Annotated in this window: 12 protein-coding genes; 1 reads left to right on the top strand and 11 read right to left on the bottom strand. The window is 70.7% G+C overall.

What is annotated here, in order from left to right; genetic code table 11:
* Nucleotides 1–184: 184 nt before the first annotated feature.
* Genes trpA through trpB form a run of 3 tightly spaced genes read right to left on the bottom strand, consistent with a single transcriptional unit; the run spans nucleotide 185 to nucleotide 2,366 of the window.
* Complete coding sequence (gene trpA / locus HDC36_RS01130; protein WP_179563840.1) at nucleotides 185–1,000, bottom strand: tryptophan synthase subunit alpha; 816 nt, start codon at nucleotides 998–1,000, stop codon at nucleotides 185–187.
* Nucleotides 997–1,152 (bottom strand): hypothetical protein, encoded by a 156-nt coding sequence (locus HDC36_RS01125; protein WP_179563647.1) that lies wholly within the window; start codon nucleotides 1,150–1,152, stop codon nucleotides 997–999. The genes trpA and HDC36_RS01125 overlap by 4 nt, the downstream gene beginning before the upstream one ends.
* Nucleotides 1,149–2,366 carry a tryptophan synthase subunit beta gene (trpB, locus tag HDC36_RS01120; RefSeq protein ID WP_179563839.1) on the bottom strand — a complete coding sequence of 406 codons (1,218 nt, stop codon included), beginning with the start codon at nucleotides 2,364–2,366 and terminating at the stop codon, nucleotides 1,149–1,151. Before trpB ends, HDC36_RS01125 begins: the two co-directional genes overlap by 4 nt.
* Nucleotides 2,367–2,461: 95 nt before the next feature.
* Between trpB and HDC36_RS01115 the strand changes: the two genes are divergently transcribed.
* Nucleotides 2,462–3,364 (top strand): LysR family transcriptional regulator, encoded by a 903-nt coding sequence (locus HDC36_RS01115; RefSeq protein ID WP_179563838.1) that lies wholly within the window; start codon nucleotides 2,462–2,464, stop codon nucleotides 3,362–3,364.
* Nucleotides 3,365–3,534: 170 nt separating this feature from the next.
* Here HDC36_RS01115 and HDC36_RS01110 read toward each other — a convergent pair whose 3' ends face one another.
* From HDC36_RS01110 to HDC36_RS01075, 8 genes are all read right to left on the bottom strand, one after another.
* Nucleotides 3,535–4,632, bottom strand: a complete 1,098-nt coding sequence (locus HDC36_RS01110) for a toxic anion resistance protein (protein WP_179563837.1) — start codon at nucleotides 4,630–4,632, stop codon at nucleotides 3,535–3,537.
* A 47-nt stretch (nucleotides 4,633–4,679) separates the two neighbouring features.
* Nucleotides 4,680–5,399 (bottom strand): hypothetical protein, encoded by a 720-nt coding sequence (locus HDC36_RS01105; protein ID WP_343204308.1) that lies wholly within the window; start codon nucleotides 5,397–5,399, stop codon nucleotides 4,680–4,682.
* Nucleotides 5,396–10,741, bottom strand: coding sequence for a DNA repair ATPase (locus HDC36_RS01100; RefSeq protein ID WP_179563836.1), 5,346 nt, complete (start codon nucleotides 10,739–10,741; stop codon nucleotides 5,396–5,398). The genes HDC36_RS01105 and HDC36_RS01100 overlap by 4 nt, the downstream gene beginning before the upstream one ends.
* A 128-nt stretch (nucleotides 10,742–10,869) precedes the next feature.
* Entirely contained in the window at nucleotides 10,870–12,858 is a 1,989-nt protein-coding gene (locus HDC36_RS01095) for a hypothetical protein (protein ID WP_179563835.1), read from the bottom strand.
* On the bottom strand, nucleotides 12,855–13,544 hold the full coding sequence (locus HDC36_RS01090; RefSeq protein WP_179563834.1) for an OB-fold-containig protein: 690 nt from the start codon (nucleotides 13,542–13,544) through the stop codon (nucleotides 12,855–12,857). The genes HDC36_RS01095 and HDC36_RS01090 overlap by 4 nt, the downstream gene beginning before the upstream one ends.
* 277 nt (nucleotides 13,545–13,821) lie before the next feature.
* Nucleotides 13,822–14,484, bottom strand: coding sequence for a phosphoribosylanthranilate isomerase (locus tag HDC36_RS01085; protein ID WP_179563833.1), 663 nt, complete (start codon nucleotides 14,482–14,484; stop codon nucleotides 13,822–13,824).
* A complete protein-coding gene (gene truA, locus HDC36_RS01080) occupies nucleotides 14,481–15,254 on the bottom strand; it encodes a tRNA pseudouridine(38-40) synthase TruA (protein WP_179563832.1) in 774 nt (257 codons plus the stop codon). Before truA ends, HDC36_RS01085 begins: the two co-directional genes overlap by 4 nt.
* Nucleotides 15,255–15,325: 71 nt before the next feature.
* Nucleotides 15,326–17,347: a FimV/HubP family polar landmark protein gene (locus HDC36_RS01075; RefSeq protein WP_179563831.1), complete on the bottom strand. Its 2,022-nt coding sequence runs from the start codon at nucleotides 17,345–17,347 to the stop codon at nucleotides 15,326–15,328.
* Nucleotides 17,348–17,480 lie beyond the last annotated feature (133 nt).

Genomic DNA, 17,480 nt, shown 5'->3' with positions numbered 1-17,480 from the left:
GCGCCAATGGCGCGCGTGCCGTGAAGCGCCCGCGCTGTTGGCGCGGGCCGGGCGCAACGCCGAAGATACGGGCGAAGCCGCGCAGCCTGCCCCTCGCCTCCAGAAAATCCGCAGCCGAGCCGCTACCGCAGATGCCTGCCGACCTTGCCGCCGGACGTCACCGACCGCCGACGGATACGAGCCCTCACTCCTCGTCCAGCGCCTGCCGCAGCGGCGCCAGGAACGCCAGCGCGCATTCGCGCACCGCCTCCTGGGTCGTCGCCTCGGCCAGCGCCGCGACCAGCGCGCTGCCGACCACCACGCCGTCGGCGTCCACCGCCATGGCCCTGGCGCTGGCCGCATCCTTGATCCCGAACCCGGCCACCACCGGCACCGGCGAACGCGCGCGCAGCTGGCGCAGGCGATCGCCGGCGGCGCGGGTATCGAGATGATCGGCACCGGTCACGCCGGCGAAGCTGACGTAGTACAGGTAGCCGCGCGCCGCATCGCACAACAGGCCGATACGCGCGGCGCTGGTGGTCGGCGAGGCAAGCACGATCAGGTCCAGGCCGGCGGCGGCGAAGATCGCCAGGGTCTCGGCCGACTCTTCCGGCGGCAGGTCGACCAGCAGCACGCCGTCCACGCCGGCCGCCACCGCCTCCTCGGCGAAACGCGCGGTGCCGTGGATCTCGACCGGGTTGAGGTAGCCCATCAGCACCACCGGCGTGGCCGCGTCGTCGCGGCGGAACGCGCTGACCGTTTCCAGCACATAGGCCAGGCCGGCGCCGCGCGCCAAGGCGCGTTCGGAACTGCGCTGGATGGTGGGGCCGTCGGCCATCGGATCGGAAAACGGCACGCCCAGTTCGATCACGTCGGCGCCGGCCTCGACCAGCGCGTGCATCGCCGGCAGCGTCGCCTCCAGCGACGGATCGCCGGCGGTGACGAACGGGATCAGTGCCTTGCGCCCGGCCTGGCGCAGCGCATCGAAGCGCGTGGCGATGCGGTTCGCGGCGCGGCTCATGCGCAGCCCTCGACCAGTTGCACGGCGTCCCAGCTTCCCCAGTACATCGATGTCACGTTGCCTTCTCCGGTGTCGTAGCGGACCGCGAGCCCGTGTTGCGGGTCGCGCCAAGTCAGATAACGATCCTTGCGGTCGTCGCCAGGTTCGTTCACAGCACCATGCCTTCGCGCGCGGCGATGGTATGCACGTCCTTGTCGCCGCGGCCGGACAGGTTGCACAGCACCAGTGCGTCCTTGGGCAGCTCGCGCGCCAGCTTGATCGACTGCGCCACCGCATGGCTGGATTCCAGCGCGGCCAGGATGCCCTCGGTATGCGCCAGCAGGTGGAACGCGGCCAGTGCCTCGTCGTCGGTGATGCCCTGGTAGACCGCGCGGCCGCTGTCGGACAGGAACGCGTGCTCGGGGCCGACGCCCGGGTAGTCCAGGCCGGCGGAGACCGAATGGGTCTCGATGATCTGGCCGTCGTCGTCGCAGATCACGTAGGTGCGGTTGCCGTGCAGCACGCCGGGGCGGCCGGCGGCGATCGAGGCGGCGTGGCGGCCGGTGGCGATGCCGTCGCCGGCGGCTTCGGCGCCGTAGATCTTCACCCCCGAGTCGTTGAGGAAGGCGTGGAACAGGCCGATGGCGTTGCTGCCGCCGCCGACGCAGGCGCTGATCGCGTCCGGCAGGCGGCCGTAGTCCTCGAGCATCTGCGCGCGCGCCTCGCGGCCGACGATGGCGTTGAAGTCGCGCACCATGCGCGGGTACGGATCCGGGCCGGCGACGGTGCCGATGATGTAGAAGGTGTCCTGCACGTTGGTCACCCAGTCGCGCATCGCCTCGTTCAGCGCGTCCTTGAGCGTGGCCGAGCCGGAGGTCACCGGTACCACCCGGGCGCCCAGCAGCTGCATCCGGTAGACGTTGATCTTCTGCCGCTCGATGTCGGTGGCGCCCATGTAAACCACGCACTCAAGGCCCAGCCGCGCGGCCACCGTGGCGCTGGCCACGCCGTGCTGGCCGGCGCCGGTCTCGGCGATGATGCGGGTCTTGCCCATGCGGCTGGCCAGCAGCGCCTGGCCGATGGTGTTGTTGATCTTGTGCGCGCCGGTGTGGTTCAGGTCCTCGCGCTTGAGCAGGATCTGCGCGCCGCCGACTTCGCGGCTGAGCCGCTCGGCGTGGTAGATCGGGCTGGGCCGGCCGACGTAGTGCTTCAGGTCCTTGTCGTACTCGGCGATGAAGGCCGGGTCCTGGCGCGCCTGGTCGTAGGCCGCGGCCAGCTCCTGCAGCGGCCCGATCAGGGTCTCGGCGACGAAGCGGCCGCCGTAGCGGCCGAAGTGACCGTTGGCGTCGGGGTAGGCGTGGAAGTCGCTGATGGGAACGGAGGACATGGCAATCACGGCAAGTAGGACAGGCCTGCACTTTAGCGCACGCGTCGCCCGGCAAAAACCGATAAAGTCTGAGCATACCCGTCAGGAAATCTCACATGTCCAATCTGCGCCGCCTGCCTTCGCTGAACGCCCTGCGCGCGTTCGAGGCCGCCGCGCGGCTGCGCAGCGTCGGCGGCGCGGCGGCCGAACTGCACGTCACCCACGGCGCGGTCAGCCGCCAGATCCGGCTGCTGGAGGAGGAACTGGGGCTGGCGCTGCTGCAGCGCGAGGGCCGCGGCATCCGCCCGACCGCGGCCGGCGAGCGGCTGCGCGACGCGGCCGGCGGCGCCTTCGCCCAATTGCAGGACGCGGTGGCGGAACTGCGCCGGCCGGCACGGCCCAGCGCCCTGGTGCTCGGGTGCCCGGGCAGCATCCTGGCGCGCTGGATGATTCCGCGGCTGCAGGCGCTGCAGCGCGACCTGCCCGCGCTGACCCTGCACCTGTCCGCACACGAAGGCGAGTTCGGCGCCGACCTGGACGGGCTGGACGCGGCGCTGCTGCTCGGCCAGGCGCCATGGCCGGAGAGCTGGCAGGTGCACGTGCTGGCGCCGGAGCGGATCGGCCCGGTGCTCAGCCCGGCGCTGCCGCAGGCGCAGACGCTGGCGGCCGGCCCGCCCGCGGCGCTGCTGCAGCAACCGCTGCTGCACACCGCCTCGCGCCCGCAGGCGTGGCCGTCCTGGGCGCAGGCGCATGGCGTGGACCCTGCCGCGCTGCGCTACGGCACCGGTTTCGAACACCTGTACTACCTGCTCGAAGCGGCGCTGGCCGGCATCGGCGTGGCGATCGCGCCGCAGCCGCTGGTCGCCGACGACCTGGCCAACGGGCGCCTGCTGGCGCCGTGGGGCTTCGCCGAGACCGGCGGCGAGTGGGCGCTGTGCACGCGCCGGGAACAGCCGGACCCGCGGGTGGAAGCGCTGGCGCGCTGGCTGGCTGGCGAGTTGCGGCTGGGCGACGGTTGAGCGTCTTCTTTCGCTTGTTTGCGGGGAACCAGCGCTAGGGCAACGCCGTCGAGCAGGCGGCCCTTGCGTGCCGCGCGTTGTCGGATGTCTGTCGCGGCTGAAGCCGCTCCTACAGGGGCTTGCCGACTGGCGAAAGGCATCGGCCGCTGTGCGCGGCCGACGCTAGCGCCTCAGCCGGCCGGGGTCGGCGCCGCCAGGCGCTGCTGCAGCTCGTCGCGCAACCGCGCCAGCTCGACCTCGGCCGCACGCCGCTGCTGCATGCCGTCGCGGTGGATCTCGCGCACCTCTTCCACCGTGGCGATCAGTTGCTCGTGCACGTGGCGCAGCGTGTCCATGTCGATCACCGCGCGCTGGTTGGCGCGCGCGGTGTCCACCGAGGTCTGCCGCATCAGCTCGGCGTTGCGCCGCATGATGTCGTTGGTGGCGTCGTCGATGGCGTTGGACAGGGCCGCCGCGTTCTGCTGCTCGCTCAGCGACAGCTGGATCGCGAACTGGCGCTTCCACGACGGGATGGTGATGTCGCGCACCGTGTTGAACTTCTCGATCAACTGCAATGCGTTGGCCTGGATCAGGCGGATCATCGGCAGCGCCTGGTCGGCCGCATGCTGCATCACCTGCAGGTCGCCGACGCGCTTGTCGAGCAGGCGGATGGCGGTGTCGATCTCGGCGCGCTCGCCGCGCGCCTGCGGATCGTCCTGCCCCGCCAGCGCCAGATGCTGCTGCTGCAGTTCGGCCAGCCGCAGCTTGCCGGCAGCCACGTGCAGGCCCAGCTCGCGGCGTTCGGCCTGCACCATCTGGTGCATGCGGTCGAACTCGCCCACGCGCTGGCTCAGATTCGCCTGCTGCGCGCCGACATCGCGCAGCAACTGCTCGATCTGGCGGTTGGTGTCGCTGAACTTCTGCACCAACTCGCCCTTGGAGGCGCGCAGCCGGTCGATCAGGCCGCCGATCAGCGGCACCCGCGAGCGTTCGCCGAGCTGGTCCAGCTTCAGCGCGCGGGCGATCCGCACCACCTCGCCGAGCTTGTCGCCGGTGGCTTCGAGATCGCGGTTGCGCACCTGGTCCAGCAACTGGCTGGAAAACGCGGCGGTATGCGCGGCGACCTCGCTGCCGAACAGGTGCAGGCTGCCCGGGGCCAGGTCGCGCAGCCCCTGCGCCAGGGCGACGATCTGCTCGCGGTCGTCGGCCACCAGGCCCAGGGCCTTGAGCTCGGCCGCGTCGGGCGTGGCCGGCGCAGCCTGCGGCAGCAGCGGATTTTCCTGGGTCATCGTGCTTCTCTCCTTCGATAGCGGGACGCGGCGGCTCGGGCGCAGGCTCAGCGCAGTCTAGCCCGCATCGCCTGGACTTCGGCCAGGATGCGCTGCTGCGCCTGCGCGGCGCGGGTGGCGTGGGCCGCGCCATGCGCCGCCTGCACCGCCGACTCGGCCTGGCGCCATGCCGGCAGCAGCACCTCGCGGATATGCCGATAGCGCTGCAGCAGCTCGTTGCCCTGCTGTTGCAGCAGGCGCCACTGCGCGGCCTCCAGCCGCCAGGCGGCGGCGACGCGCTGCAGGTGATCGAGACGCCGGCTCCAGGCTTCGGTCAGCTGCGTGCCGCTGGCCGGCACCGGCGCGGCGGCGATCCAGCGTTCGAGCGCGGCGACGCCGGCATCCGCAGCGGCCGCCATCGCGCCATGGTCATCGAGACGCTGCTGCAGTCCGAGCGCCTGCTGGTCGGCGCGCAGCAGCACCACGCCCATCTGCGAACTCAGGGTCTCGGCCTCGGCCTGCGCTTCCAGGTCGCGTCCGAGCAGGCGCCCGAGCACGCCGCTGGCGCGGCGGATGCGGTGCGGATCGCGCGCCTGCAGCGCCTGCTGGATGTGCTCCAGCTCGCGGACCAGCGCAGCGCCGCTATCGGGGGTCGTGTCACGCTGCGCCAGCGCCTGGCCGACGGCCTCCAGCAACGGCGCCGCGTAGCCTGCCGCAGCCTGTGCGTCGCCCATCTCCAGCGGCGAGGCAGGCGGCTGCGGCAGCGCCGGGACGATGTCCGCGCTCACGCCGGGCCGGGCTCCGGATCGTCGCCGCGCGCGGCCCCGGCTTCGCCGTAGAAATGCCGCGCCAGCGCTTCGTCGAGTTGGCGTTCGGCCAGCGTGCGCGGACGGCGCTCGCGCGGCGCGGCAGCGGCCGGCGTCGCCGGCTCGCGCAGATAGGCGCGGACCGCCTCGGCCAGGCCCGCCAGCGCCTGTCCTGCCTGGGCGTGGCCTTCGTGCGAGCGCGCCAACGCGTCCAGCAAGGGCTGCAGTTCCGGTGCGGCTGGAGCAACAGGCGGCGGCGCCGAACTGGGTTCGGAAACGGCAGGTGCCGCCGGCGCACGCTCGCGCTCGGCCAGCACCTGCTGCAGCAGCGCCAGCATCTGCTCCCAGCGCTGCTGCGCCGATGCCGGTTCGGCGCGCAGCACCTGCAGGCCACTGGCGATATCGGCCAGCTGCGCCACCATGCGCCCGCCGACATCGGCTTCGTCCGCGCCCATCGCCTTGTTGCGCAGGAAATCGCGCTTGATCTGTTCCCAGCGCGCCAGCTCCTCGGCCCCCATCGTGCCGCGCAGTTCGGCCAGCTTGAGCAGGTTTTCCTCGGCGCCGCTGGTCAGCAATTGCGCCTCGCCCAGGTAGTGGTCGGAGATCAGCTGCTGCAGCTCGGCCTCGTTCATCACCGGCGAGATCTTCTCCGCCAGCTTGTTCATGTTGCGGTAGCTGCCCTGCAGCCGGAACGGCGGCTCGCTGCGGTAGCGATCGTCCTGCGCGGCGCTGGCGATGTACTGCTGGTTGACCCGGTAGACCACGTCGCGCACGCGCAACATGCGCTGCAGGGTGGCGACGATCTCGTTGATCTCCGCGCCGCTGTAGGCGTGGCTCAGGGCATTGGTTGAGATTTCCTTGCCGCGGGCGCGCTCGACCAGCAGGTACAGATCGGCCAGCTCGCGCGTGGCCAGCGGCGCCAGCACCGGATTGGAGGTCAGGCTGTTTTCGATGTAGCTGAGCACGAACGCGTCCTCCATGCCGCCGAGCACGTCGCCGAGGTTGTAGACGTCGGCGCGGTTGGCCAGCATGTCCGGAATCTTGAACACCTCGCCGGATTCGGTGTACGGATTGCCGGCCATCACCACGCAGAACTTCTTGCCGCGCATGTCGTAGGTGCGGGTGCGGCCCTTCCACACGCCTTCGATGCGGCGGGTGCCGTCGCACAGCGAAATGAACTTCTGCAGGAATTCCGGATGGGTGTGCTGGATATCGTCGACATACAGCATGGTGTTGTTGCCCATCTCCAGCGCCAGGTTGAGCTTGAGCAGTTCCTGCCGCGCGGTGGCGTCCGGCGCCTGCGCCGGATCCAGCGAGCGCACCGCATGCCCCAGCGCCGGACCGTTGATCTTCATGAAGACCAGGCCGAGGCGGCTGGCCACGTATTCCATCAGCGTGGTCTTGCCGTAGCCCGGCGGCGAGATCATCAGCAACAGGCCCATCAGGTCGCTGCGCTTGTTCTCGCCGACGGTGCCCATCTGCTTGGCCAGGTTGTCGCCGATCACGCCCAGATAGACCTCGTTGATCAGCTTGTTGCGCACGAACGAGGACAGCGGCCGCGCCTTGAACTCGGACAGGCGCAGCTGCTCGCGTTCGCGCACGATGACCTGTTGACGCAAGGCCTGGTAGTGGCGGAAGCCCGGCACGAAGCTCTGCTCGTGGCGGTGCAGGCGCGCCAGGAAATCGTCGATGGCGATGATCAGGCGGCCGCCCTCGATGCGCGGATGCTCGCCGAGCAGGCCCTCCACCGTGGTCATCAGCAGCACCTCGCTGTGCTGGCTGCGCAGCCGCGACGCCAGCAGTACGATCGCCACCGCTTCCGGCACGTAGCCGGAATAGGCGACGAAGCGCGGATCCTGGCACAGGCCCTGCAGCCAGTGGCTGGCCAGGGCCCAGCCGGCGGCGAGCTGGCCGCGCACGCGCTCCAGCGAGCGCTCGAACTCCTCGCGCAGGCCGGCCTCGCCCAGCCGCGCGTGCAAGGCGTCGAGCAGTTCGCGCGCATGGCGGCTGAGCGGGAAGGTCGGCTCGCCCAGCGCCAGCTCGGCGGCCAGGTAGACAGCGGCGGCGGCGGCGTGGCCGGCGTCGAACGGCAGCAGGCTGTCGTCGAGGAACCGCTGCAGCGCCTGCTGCATCTCGGCCTGCAGCGCCTGGCGGCCCTCGTCTGCGCCGAACAGGCGGAAGATCGCATCGGCGCCGGCCTGGCGCGCGACCCACGCCGCGACCGCGTCGTCGCGCTGGCGCTCGGCCCAGAACGCCATCGCCAGCGCGCGCGCGGCCGGCGCATGCACCAGCGTGCCGGCCGCCTGGTGCAGCGGCAGCAGCGCCTGCAGGATGCGCGTGGCGTCGTGGTCGTGGATGCCGCGCTCGTAGCCTTCGCGATAGCGCGGCGCGGCGAAATCGCGCACGCTGCGGGCCAGCGCGTCGGGCGTGGCCGCCTGTTGCAGCAGGCCAGGCAGGTCGAGTCCGTCGCGGCCGGCCAGCGCGGATTCCAGCAGGCTGCCGGCCAGGTATTCGCCGCGGTACAGGTCCGGCGATTCCGAATCCAGCGTCACCTGCCAGTAGGCGCGCGTCGCGTCGAGCGCGGCGTCGTGCAGCGGCTCCAGATAGTCGGTGCCGGTGAGGTGCAGGGCCAGTCCGTCCTCGCGCGGCAACAGGGTCAGATCCAGCGCCTGGGTGTTGACGCTGAAACGGTGCCGCGGGCCGAGCCGGACCACGTTGCCGCCGGACTCGAACAGCTCGCTGCGGTCGCGCAAGGCGCGTACCGCCTGGTCGCGTACGCCCTTCAGGCGCGCCTCGACATCGTCGGCCTTGACGCTGTCGCGGTAGCCGCGCAGGCGTTCGGCCAGTTCGCGCAGCTTGAGGATCAGCGGATCGCCGGCGAAGAAGGCGTTGAGTTCGTCCGCCGTGGCGAAGCGTTCGGTGCGCCTGGGCAGCCCGTCGAGGATGCGCGTGGCGGCATCGAGCAGCGAGCGCGCCTTGCGCTGGCGCTCGTCGAGCGAGGCCTGCTTGTGGCTGTCGAAGGCCTCGATCAGTTCCTCGCGCTTGCTGAGGATGTCGCCGAGGAACTGCTCGTGCTCGCCGAACTGGCTCTCCAGTTCCTCCAGCTGCAGCAGCAGCCGCGACAGCTGCTCGTCGGCGCGCTCGGGATCGGTGGACAAGGACAGCGCGCTGGTGATGGCCTGGCCGAACAGCGCGAACTGCGCCGCGAACTGGGCCACGGTCTCGGCCGAGCCCAGGGTCTTGCGCCGCTGCTCGGCGCGCGCGCGCGCCTGGTTGAGCCGCGCATAGACTTCGGACAAGGTTTCGACCACGCGGGTGCGTTCGGTGGCGTCGTCGACCTTGAGCCCGGCCATCAGCTCGGAGAGCAGATCCAGGTCGTTCGACAGCGCCTGCATCGCCTGCAACTGCTCGGACAGCGCGCGCGCGGTGACCGCCGCTTGCGCCGCCGCGTCCAGTTCGGCCAGGCGCGCGTTCAATGGCGCCAGCGCGGTCTCGCTGCCGAGGAAGCGGCCGGTGGCCGCACCGACCGTCTCGTGTGCCTGCTGCAGCGCCGCGCCCATCGCATCGATCGCCGCGGTATCGATGTAACGGTATTCGCGGATCGTCAACAGATGCCCGCGCTGGGCGGCGATGGCATTGAGCGGCTCGACGAATTCCTGGATGCCGGTCCAGTTCTCCGGCTGCAACCGCGCCAGCAGCGCCTTGTGCGCGGCGACGGCGTCGGCCATCGCCTGCTCGGACTGCTGGCGGATCGACAGCACCTTCTCGTATTCGTCCAGCACCGCTTCGCCGGTGGCGCTGATGCCGCGCAGCACGCCGCCGAGACCGCCGCAATGCGCGTCGTCCAGCCAGTGGTGGGCGTCGAACAGGCGCCGCGCGTCCTCGACCAGCAATTCGTAGCGCTGCACCGAGACCTCGTCGTGCTCGATCGCGCGCGCCAGCCCGAACAGGTTGGAGATGCCGCGCACCAGTTCGGCGTTGCCGATGCGGCCGAGGAAGCTGTTGCCCGGCGCGCGCCTGGCGGCGAATTCGTCGCTGCTGAACGGGGTCTGCCAGACCTGCATCGGATGGATCCGGGTCGGCTCGGTGCCTTCGGCATGGAACAGCACCATGCGCCCGTCCTGCAGCAGCGCATAGCCGTGGCCGAACACCGGGTTCTGCAGCGCGCGGCGAATGGTGTTGTAGACGAACAGCGCCGACTTGCCGCCTTCGCGCTCGTAGAAGATGTACAGCACGTCCTCGCCGTTGGGCGAGCGGATCGCGCGCTTGAACTGCATGCCGTCCATCGCCGCGTCGAACGCCTTGTGGTCGCCGTTCTGCAGGTAATAGCCGCCGGGGAAGATGATGCCGTGGTCCTCGGGCAGCTGCACGCAGGCCTGCACGATGGCGTCGTTGCGCACGATGCGGCCGCTGAGCGTGTTGTAGATCAGCCCGCGCCATTGCGTCTCGCGGTACGGCAGCACCTTGAGCAGGACCAGCGTGCCGACCCGCGCGAAATCGAACTGCGCGTCGTCCAGCGACTGGGTCTTGTCCTCGACCGGTTCGCTGTAGATGCCCTGCCCGGTCTCGGTGTTGTTCTCGACCTTGATGGTCAGGTCTCCACCGATGGTTTCCACGAACAGGGTGTCGAGGATGTTCAGGTGCGAGTGGCGGCCGTTCACCGCCATCTCGCGGGTGGCGCGGGTCCATTCGAAATCGAACGGCGGCGGCAGCGCGATGTCGCGCTCGCCGCGCGCGTCGATGTAGCTCAGCTCGCCGGCGCTGTCGATCGCCCAACGGAACACGCGCACGTCGGCGCTGCGCTCGCCGATCTGGAACGACGCCAGCAGCTTGCCGCCGATGACGATCAGCTGCAGCAGCCGCGCGTGCTTGTAGTAGGCGTACAGCTCGCCGAAATCGTGCACGAAGCCGGGCTGACCGAGGAAACTGCCGGCCAGGTCGATCGGGCTGACGTCGTAGCCGTCGGCGCCCTCGACCAGCCGGTACAGGCCGAACACGTCCTCGATGCGGGTCTGGTTCTTGAGCCCGAGGAACACGTTGTAGCCGAACAGCAGCATGTCCTGGCCGACCTGCACGATGTCGCGGCCGACGCAATTGTTCTCGGTGCGGATGCGGAAGCGCCCGACCACCTCGAGCCGGCTGTCGCCGAATTCCTGCAGCCGCTGGGCGTTGAGCGCCTCGACCGCTTCGTGCAGGCGCGCGCCCTGCTCGACCAGGCGCCGGCGCAGCACGTCGTAGGCGCCGCCCTGGGCGACGGCCTGGTCGACCTGGGACGGATTGGCGCCCTCGGGCTGCGGATCGGTCGGGGATTGGGTTGCTGCCATCGTCAACGGCTCCTGCCGGCTTGCATACGGCCGGCGCGCGTCGCCGCGCGCCGGCTTCTCAACGGGGTCCGGCGGCACGCGGCCGCCGGCGGGCCGATCCGCGCGCGCGGATCAGCCCAGCTCCAGGATCACGGCTGCGCGACGGGCAGCGCGCCGGCCGCATCGGCGGCCACCGGCTTGTGGCGCTCCACGCCCAGGTAGCGCTGCATCAGGTCCTGCACGATCGGGCTCTTGTCGGCCAGGCCTTCGATCGACTTGCCGAGCGAGACCGCCTTGATCAGGTTCTCGAACATGCCGCCGTCGCCGCCGACCAGGTCGATATCGGCATTGCGCAGCGCACTGGCGATGACCTCGGCGTTTTCCTTGGACACTTCCTTGCCGGCTTCGATCGAGGCCAGCGCCTGCTTGAGGCTGTTGTCGAGCATCATGCGGAACTCTTCGTGGCCGCGCGCGGTGTCGCTGAGCGCGCCGATCGCCTCGAACTTGCGGGTCAGGCCGTCGGCTTCGGCGAACAGGCGCTTCTCCACCACCGCCGCCTCGGCCATGCCGATCGACTCGGCCGCGCTGGCCTTGGCCTTGCCCATCTGCTCCTCGCCCTGCGCCTTGGCCTGCAGCGTCTCGGCCAGCACGCGCGCATCGTTGCTGCCCTGCTTGAGGCTGGCGTCGGCCTTGGCCTCGATCACCCGCGCCTCGGCGATGCCCACCTTCTCGATCGCCAGCGCCGAGGCTTCCTTGACCTGCGCGTCGGCCAGGCCGGGCGCGGCCTTTTCGGCGCGCGTGCCGTCGGCGAGCAGCTTCTTGGCTTCGGCCTGCTTGCCTGCGGCCTCGTGCTCGGCCTGGGCCAGGGTGGTGAGTTCGACCGCGCGGTGCTTGGCCGCGGTCTCGCGCGCCTGCGCTTCCTTGACCTGGCGCACCAGCTGTTCCTGCGCCTTGGCCTCGGCTTCCAGGATCGTCACCTGCTTGTGCCGGTCGGCCTCGGCGACTTCGCGCACTTCCTTGATCCGCTCCTCTTCCTGGGCCACGGTCTTGTCGATGGCGATGCGCTCGCGGGTGATGTTGGCCACGTCCATCTTGCCGTTCTCGACCACCTTGTCGCGCTCCACGCCCTGCAGCTGCACCTCGCGATCGGTGGTGACCTGCTCCAGCTGGCGCGCGCGCGCCACCCGCTCGACCTCGATGGCGACCGCGCGCTGGCGGTTCTGTTCGGCGACCTCGACCTCGCGCAGGCGGTTCTGCTCGCGGATGTCGATCAACTGCTGCGCCTCGATGCGCGCGTTCTCCGACAGCTGGCGCTGTTCTTCCTGCACCTTCAGCGTCTCGGCCTGCTCGCGCGCGCGGATCGTGTCGACCTCGCGCTTCTGCCGCGCCTCGGCCTCGGCCTGCTGCCGCTCCAGCGCCAGCAGCGCCTCGCGCGCTTCCACGTTCTTCTTGGTGATCGCCAGCTTCTCGTTCTGCTCCAGCTCGTTGGTCACCACGTTCTGGGTGGCGGTCAGCTCGGTGATCTTGCGGATGCCCTCGGCGTCGAGGATGTTGTGCGGATCCAGCAGCGACTTCGGGGTCTGCTCCAGATAGTCGATCGCCACGTCCTCGAGCACGTAGCCGTTGAGGTCGTTGCCGATCACCGCGATGATCTCGTCGCGGAATTCCTGGCGCTTCTCGAACAGTTCGGTGAAGTGGAACTTCTTGCCGACCGTCTTCAGCGCCTCGGAGAACTTGGCGTTGAACAGTTCGTCGACCGCATGCTTGTCCGAGGCGCGGTCGGCGCCGATCGCCTTGGCCACGCGCAGCACGTCGGCCTGGGTCTCGTTGACCCGCAGGTAGAACGCGACGGCGATGTCGGCGCGCATGTTGTCGCGGCAGATCAGGCCTTCCTTGCCGCGGCGATCGACCTGCAGGGTGATCAGGCTGATCCGCATCAGCTCGGCGCGGTACAGCACCGGCACGATCAGCGCGCCGGTGAAATGCACCTTCGGCGTCGAACTCATGTCGTTGACGATCAACGCCACGCCCTGGTCCACCTTGCGGTAGAACGCCTTGAACAGGCCGGCCAGTCCCAGCAGCAGCACCAGCAGGATGCCGACGCCGATCAGAAACGGCGCCATCGTCGCAAAACTCATCGGTGGATCTCCTTATCGCCCGCAATCAGGCTATGGGGTAACGGCGAACCCGGCTGATCCTGCTCGCGGGCCACCAGGTAATGGTTGTGCGCATGCACGTAGTCGACCAGCACGACACGCTCGCCGCGCAGGTAGTGGCTGCCGGCCGGCGCGCGCACCTGCAGCACCAGTCCGGCGCCGCCGTCGTCGACATTGGCGTAGCCGCTGCCGGCATCGGCGCGCGGCGAGGCGATCACCCCGACCTTGCCGAGCAGCGACTGCTGCGCGACCGGACGCAGCTTCAGCAGCAGCCGGCGCAGCGGCCGCAGCATCCACGAGGTCAGCGGCACCGCCGGCACCAGCGCCAACAGCGCGACCACGCTGCCCAGGCCCCAGCGCACCCCGTCCGGCAACGCCTGCAGCAGGAACAGATGCGCGAAATAGGTGCCGGTCCAGGCCCAGAACGCCAGCAGGGCCACGACCAGCATCAGCGGCGCGCCGCCCAGGCCGAGCCGCGCGAAGATGCCGGAAATGCCATGCAGGCCGTGCTCGGCGCCGTGCGCGCCGTCCACATGCAGATGCCCGTCGGCGAGGTGGTGGTCGGCCATGCCGGTCGCGGCCAGCAGCCAGTAGATCGCCGAGAATCCCAGCAAAATGCTGTACGGCAACGTGGGAAACCCCAGTGCGACGCTCAAGAACTCGGCCATTCCCTCATCCATCCCTGCGCGAGCGGCGCACACCGCCATCGGGCGCGTACGCTGTCGCTTCATCCTCATCGGCCGGCAGCGCGCATGTCGCGCGGCGCGGCATCGCCGACCGACCCCTGGTCCGGATCATACGATAAAGGCGTGACGGCACCCAGCGCGGCGCGCGGGCGCCCTGGCGGTGGCGCGCCCGGAACGGCCGGCGCGCGCGGCGGCCGACCTTCTTGCCATACCGCCGCGTACGCGGCCTGGACGCCCTAGCGTGGCGGCGCCGCCCGCGCTAGCAGTTGGTGTTCAGTTCGTGGCAATCGGCGCGGCGCACTTCCTCGACGAACTTGCGCATCTTGTGCCCGTCCTTGATGCCCGGCTGGCTCTCGATGCCGCTGGACACGTCCACGCCCCACGGCAAGGTGGCGATGATCGCGTCGAACACGTTGTCGGAGGTGATGCCGCCGGCGAGCAGGAACGGCCGGTGCAGGCCGGTGGGCAGGCGCGTCCAGTCGAAGGTCTTGCCGGAGCCGCCGCTCTCGCCCGGGGCGTGGCTGTCGAACAGGAAGCCGGCCGCGTTCGGGTACTGCAGCTGCAGGGTGCGCGCGTTGATGTCGCTGCCGCCCATCGGCACCGCCTTCAGGTACGGCAGGTTGAAGCCGCGGCAGAAGCCGTCGTCCTCGTCGCCATGGAACTGCAGCAGGGTCGGGCGCACCGTGCGCAGCACTTCGCGCACCTCGTCCTTGGGGTTGTCGCGGAACAGCGCGACCACGTCGACCATCGGCGAGGCGGCCTGGCGCATCGCGCGGGCCTCGGCCGGCGCCACCCGCCGCGGGCTGCCGTGGGCGAACACGAATCCCACCGAATCCACGCCAAGTTCGCCCGCCAGGCGGATGTCGCCGGCGCGGGTCATGCCGCAGAACTTGATGCGGGTGCGATACAGGGTTCGATTCATAGGGTGACCTCGGCCGGTAGCTTCCAGATATCGGGGTAGAGAGGACCGACGAAGACCAATCCCTGCGGCGGCGCCGTCGGGCCGGCGACGCTGCGGTCCCGCCCGGCAAGCAGTTCGCCGATCCAGGAAACCGGCTTCTCGCCTGCTCCTACCATGATTAAGGAGCCTACGATATTGCGCACCATGTGATGAAGGAATGCATTGGCCTGGACCTGGACCTCGACGACCTCGCCGATCCGGGTCACCGCGATCGCCTGCAGCTCGCGCCGCGCGTGCAGCGCCTGGCACTGGATGCTGCGGAACGCGCTGAAATCCTGCTCGCCCAGCAACGCCTGCGCGGCGGCATGCATCGCCTCGGCCTGCAGCGGCCGCCGCTCCCAGCTCAGCGTCTGCCGGTACAGCGCCGGGCGTACCTGGCGGTTGAGCAGGCGGTAGCGGTAGCGTCGCGCGCGCGCCGAGAAGCGCGCGTGGAAATCATCCGCCGCCGGCACGCACCAACGCACGCACACCGATGGCGGCAAGCGCGCGGTGGCGCCGAGCATCCAGCCGCGCGGCGCGCGCGGCGCATCGCAATCGAAATGCACGACCTGGCATTCGCCGTGCACGCCGGCATCGGTGCGCCCGGCGCAGACCACGCTCACCGGCGTATCGGCCACCGACGACAGCGCCGCCTGCAGCGTCGCCTGCACGCTCGGCCCGCCGGATTCGCCCAGCTGTTGCCAGCCCTGGAACTCGCTGCCGTCGTATTCCACGCCCAGCGCATAACGCATCGCGCCCTACTCCGTCACAACGCGCACTGCGGGCTGCAGCGGCCACGGCGCTGCGCTGCGGCACGCGCGCATCAGCTCAAGCGGGCCAGCAACTGCTGGGCTTCGGCACGCGCCGCCGGATCGCCGCCGGCCGCCACTTCGCTCAGCAGGGTCCGCGCGGTTTCGTTGTCGCCCAGATCCATGTAGGCCACGGCCAGTTCCAGGCGCTCGCGGCCGATCGGCGGATACGCGGGCGCCGGTTCGAGGCTCGGCTCGGCGGCGGCAGGCAGATCGCCCTGGTGCCAAGTCGGCTCCTGGCGTTCCGCAAGCACCGGCGCGACCGGCGTCGGCGCCAGCACCGGCGGCTGCCGCCATGGTTCGTCGGCGTCGAGCGGCGCCTGCGGCGCCGGCGCGATCTCGGCGTCGGGCCGTAGCGCGAACTGCGGATGCTCCGCGGCAGGCGCAGCGTCGGCGTCGGCGTCGGCGTGATGCTGCGCCTGCGCGGCCAGCTCGCGCTCGAATGCGTGGTCCTGGTAGGCCCGGTCTTCGTCGACCGCGTCCTCGGCCACTTCGCGCTCGTGTTCGTCCAGCGGCGGCAGATCCGGTGCGTCCACCTCGCGATGCGCCACCACCGGCACCGCCGCGGCCAGTTCCGCCGCGTCGTAGCCGTGCCGCGGCAGCGGCAGCGGCGGCAACGGCGACGGCTTGCGCCGGCGCGACAACAGCAGCGCGCCGATGCCCAGCACCAGCAGCGCCAGTCCGCCCCACAGCCACAGCGGCCAGCCACTGGAGGCCGCGGCCGGCGCGGGTTGCGCCTGCGCCTGAGTCTGCCCGGATTGCGCCAGGCGCTTCTGCGCTGCGGCCAGGTCGCTGTCCTTCAGCGCGATCAGTTGCTGCTGCTGGGCCTTGAGCTTTTCCAGCTGTTCGACCCGCGAGCGCAGCTCCTGGACCTCGGCATCGCGTGCCGCGAGATCTTCGCGCGCCTGCTGCAATTGTTGAGTCGCCACCATGTCTCCCTCGTCGCCGGCACCGGTGCCGGACTTGGTTCCTGCGTTGTCGCGCTGCGCCGGCACCGCCGGCGCGATTTCCAGGCGTGCGCCCGACGTCGCCGCGGTCGCGGCGGCGGGCTTGGCGGCGGCCGGCGCAACCGCAGCGGCCTGCTGCGCCTGTGCCGGTTGCGGCACCGGCGCGCGCGCCTGGCGCCATTGCGCGGCCTGTTCGCGGACGATGGCGGTGGCCGCAGCGGCATCGATGCTGGCCAGCTCTTCCTGGCGCGGCGTGCGCAACACCGCGCCCTGCTTGAGCAGGTTGACGTTGCCGCGGATGAACGCATCCGGGTTGGCGCGCAGCAGCGCGACCATGGTCTGGTCCAGCGAATGGCCGCTGCCGCGCGCCAGCTGCCCGGCGATCTGCGACAGGGTCTGCCCGCGCTGCACCGGCGCCAGCGCATCGCCGGGCGCCGCCGTGGGCGCCGGGGCGCTGCGCACCGGCGCGGCGGGTGCGGCCGACACCGCGGGCGGCGGTGTGGGGGCGACCGGCGCCGGCGCCGGAGCCGTTGCCGGCGCCGGCAACGGCTCGCTGCGGACGATGCGGTCGGACGGCGCGGCGGCGGCCGGGGCATCGATCGCCGGCGCGTCGATCGCCGCGGCGGTGTTGGGCGCATCGAGCAAGGCCGAATATTCGCGGATCAACCGGCCCTGGCCCCAATCGACTTCGATCAGGAAGCTCAGCGACGGCACCTCCACCGGCATCTGGCTGCTGACGCGGATCACCGCGCGGCCCTGGTTGGTCTGCGCGAAGCGGAACTGCAGGTTGCCGACCAGGCCGTCCGGGCGCTCCAGCCCGACCCGGGCGAAGGTCGCCGGCGAGGCCAGCGCGACGCGTGCGTTTTCCAGTTCGCCCGGTTCGTTGGAGATCACCGGGATCTCGGCCAGGAACGGCTGGCCGGGTTTGGACAGGACGCGGATGTCGCCCAGTCCCAGCGCCAGCGCGGCCTGGCTGCAGGCCAGCAACAGCAGCGCGCACGCCGCACGCCAGCCGCGGCTCGGAGCGAGCGCAATGGAAATGCCGTCGCCGCCATGGCGGCGGCGGAAGAAGCGTGGTTGTAGGCGCATCACGCCCCTGCCCTTGGTGTCATGGCGTGCAATATAGCCGTTGCCCTTCGCATTGTGGCGTTCGTCTACGCGGCCGTGCGACGGAGCCTGCACAGGTTCGCGCGGCCCTACCCCCTTCTCCCATCGGGAGAAG

Origin of the sequence: Xanthomonas sp. JAI131 (genome assembly GCF_013410075.1) — a bacterium.
In the GTDB taxonomy this organism is placed as follows: Bacteria; Pseudomonadota; Gammaproteobacteria; order Xanthomonadales; family Xanthomonadaceae; genus Xanthomonas_A; species Xanthomonas_A bonasiae.
Note: the sequence above shows the minus strand (reverse complement) of the source record. Positions and strands in the feature narration are given on the sequence as shown.

Excerpts from the sequence above, each read along its gene's own strand:
- HDC36_RS01095 (WP_179563835.1), bottom strand. The coding sequence starts at position 12,858 with ATGAGTTTTGCGACGATGGCGCCGTTTCTGATCGGCGTCGGCATCCTG.
- trpA (WP_179563840.1), bottom strand. The coding sequence starts at position 1,000 with ATGAGCCGCGCCGCGAACCGCATCGCCACGCGCTTCGATGCGCTGCGC.
- HDC36_RS01090 (WP_179563834.1), bottom strand. The coding sequence starts at position 13,544 with ATGGCCGAGTTCTTGAGCGTCGCACTGGGGTTTCCCACGTTGCCGTAC.
- HDC36_RS01075 (WP_179563831.1), bottom strand. The coding sequence starts at position 17,347 with ATGCGCCTACAACCACGCTTCTTCCGCCGCCGCCATGGCGGCGACGGC.
- trpB (WP_179563839.1), bottom strand. The coding sequence starts at position 2,366 with ATGTCCTCCGTTCCCATCAGCGACTTCCACGCCTACCCCGACGCCAAC.
- truA (WP_179563832.1), bottom strand. The coding sequence starts at position 15,254 with ATGCGTTATGCGCTGGGCGTGGAATACGACGGCAGCGAGTTCCAGGGC.
- HDC36_RS01085 (WP_179563833.1), bottom strand. The coding sequence starts at position 14,484 with ATGAATCGAACCCTGTATCGCACCCGCATCAAGTTCTGCGGCATGACC.
- HDC36_RS01100 (WP_179563836.1), bottom strand. The coding sequence starts at position 10,741 with ATGGCAGCAACCCAATCCCCGACCGATCCGCAGCCCGAGGGCGCCAAT.
- HDC36_RS01115 (WP_179563838.1), top strand. The coding sequence starts at position 2,462 with ATGTCCAATCTGCGCCGCCTGCCTTCGCTGAACGCCCTGCGCGCGTTC.
- HDC36_RS01110 (WP_179563837.1), bottom strand. The coding sequence starts at position 4,632 with ATGACCCAGGAAAATCCGCTGCTGCCGCAGGCTGCGCCGGCCACGCCC.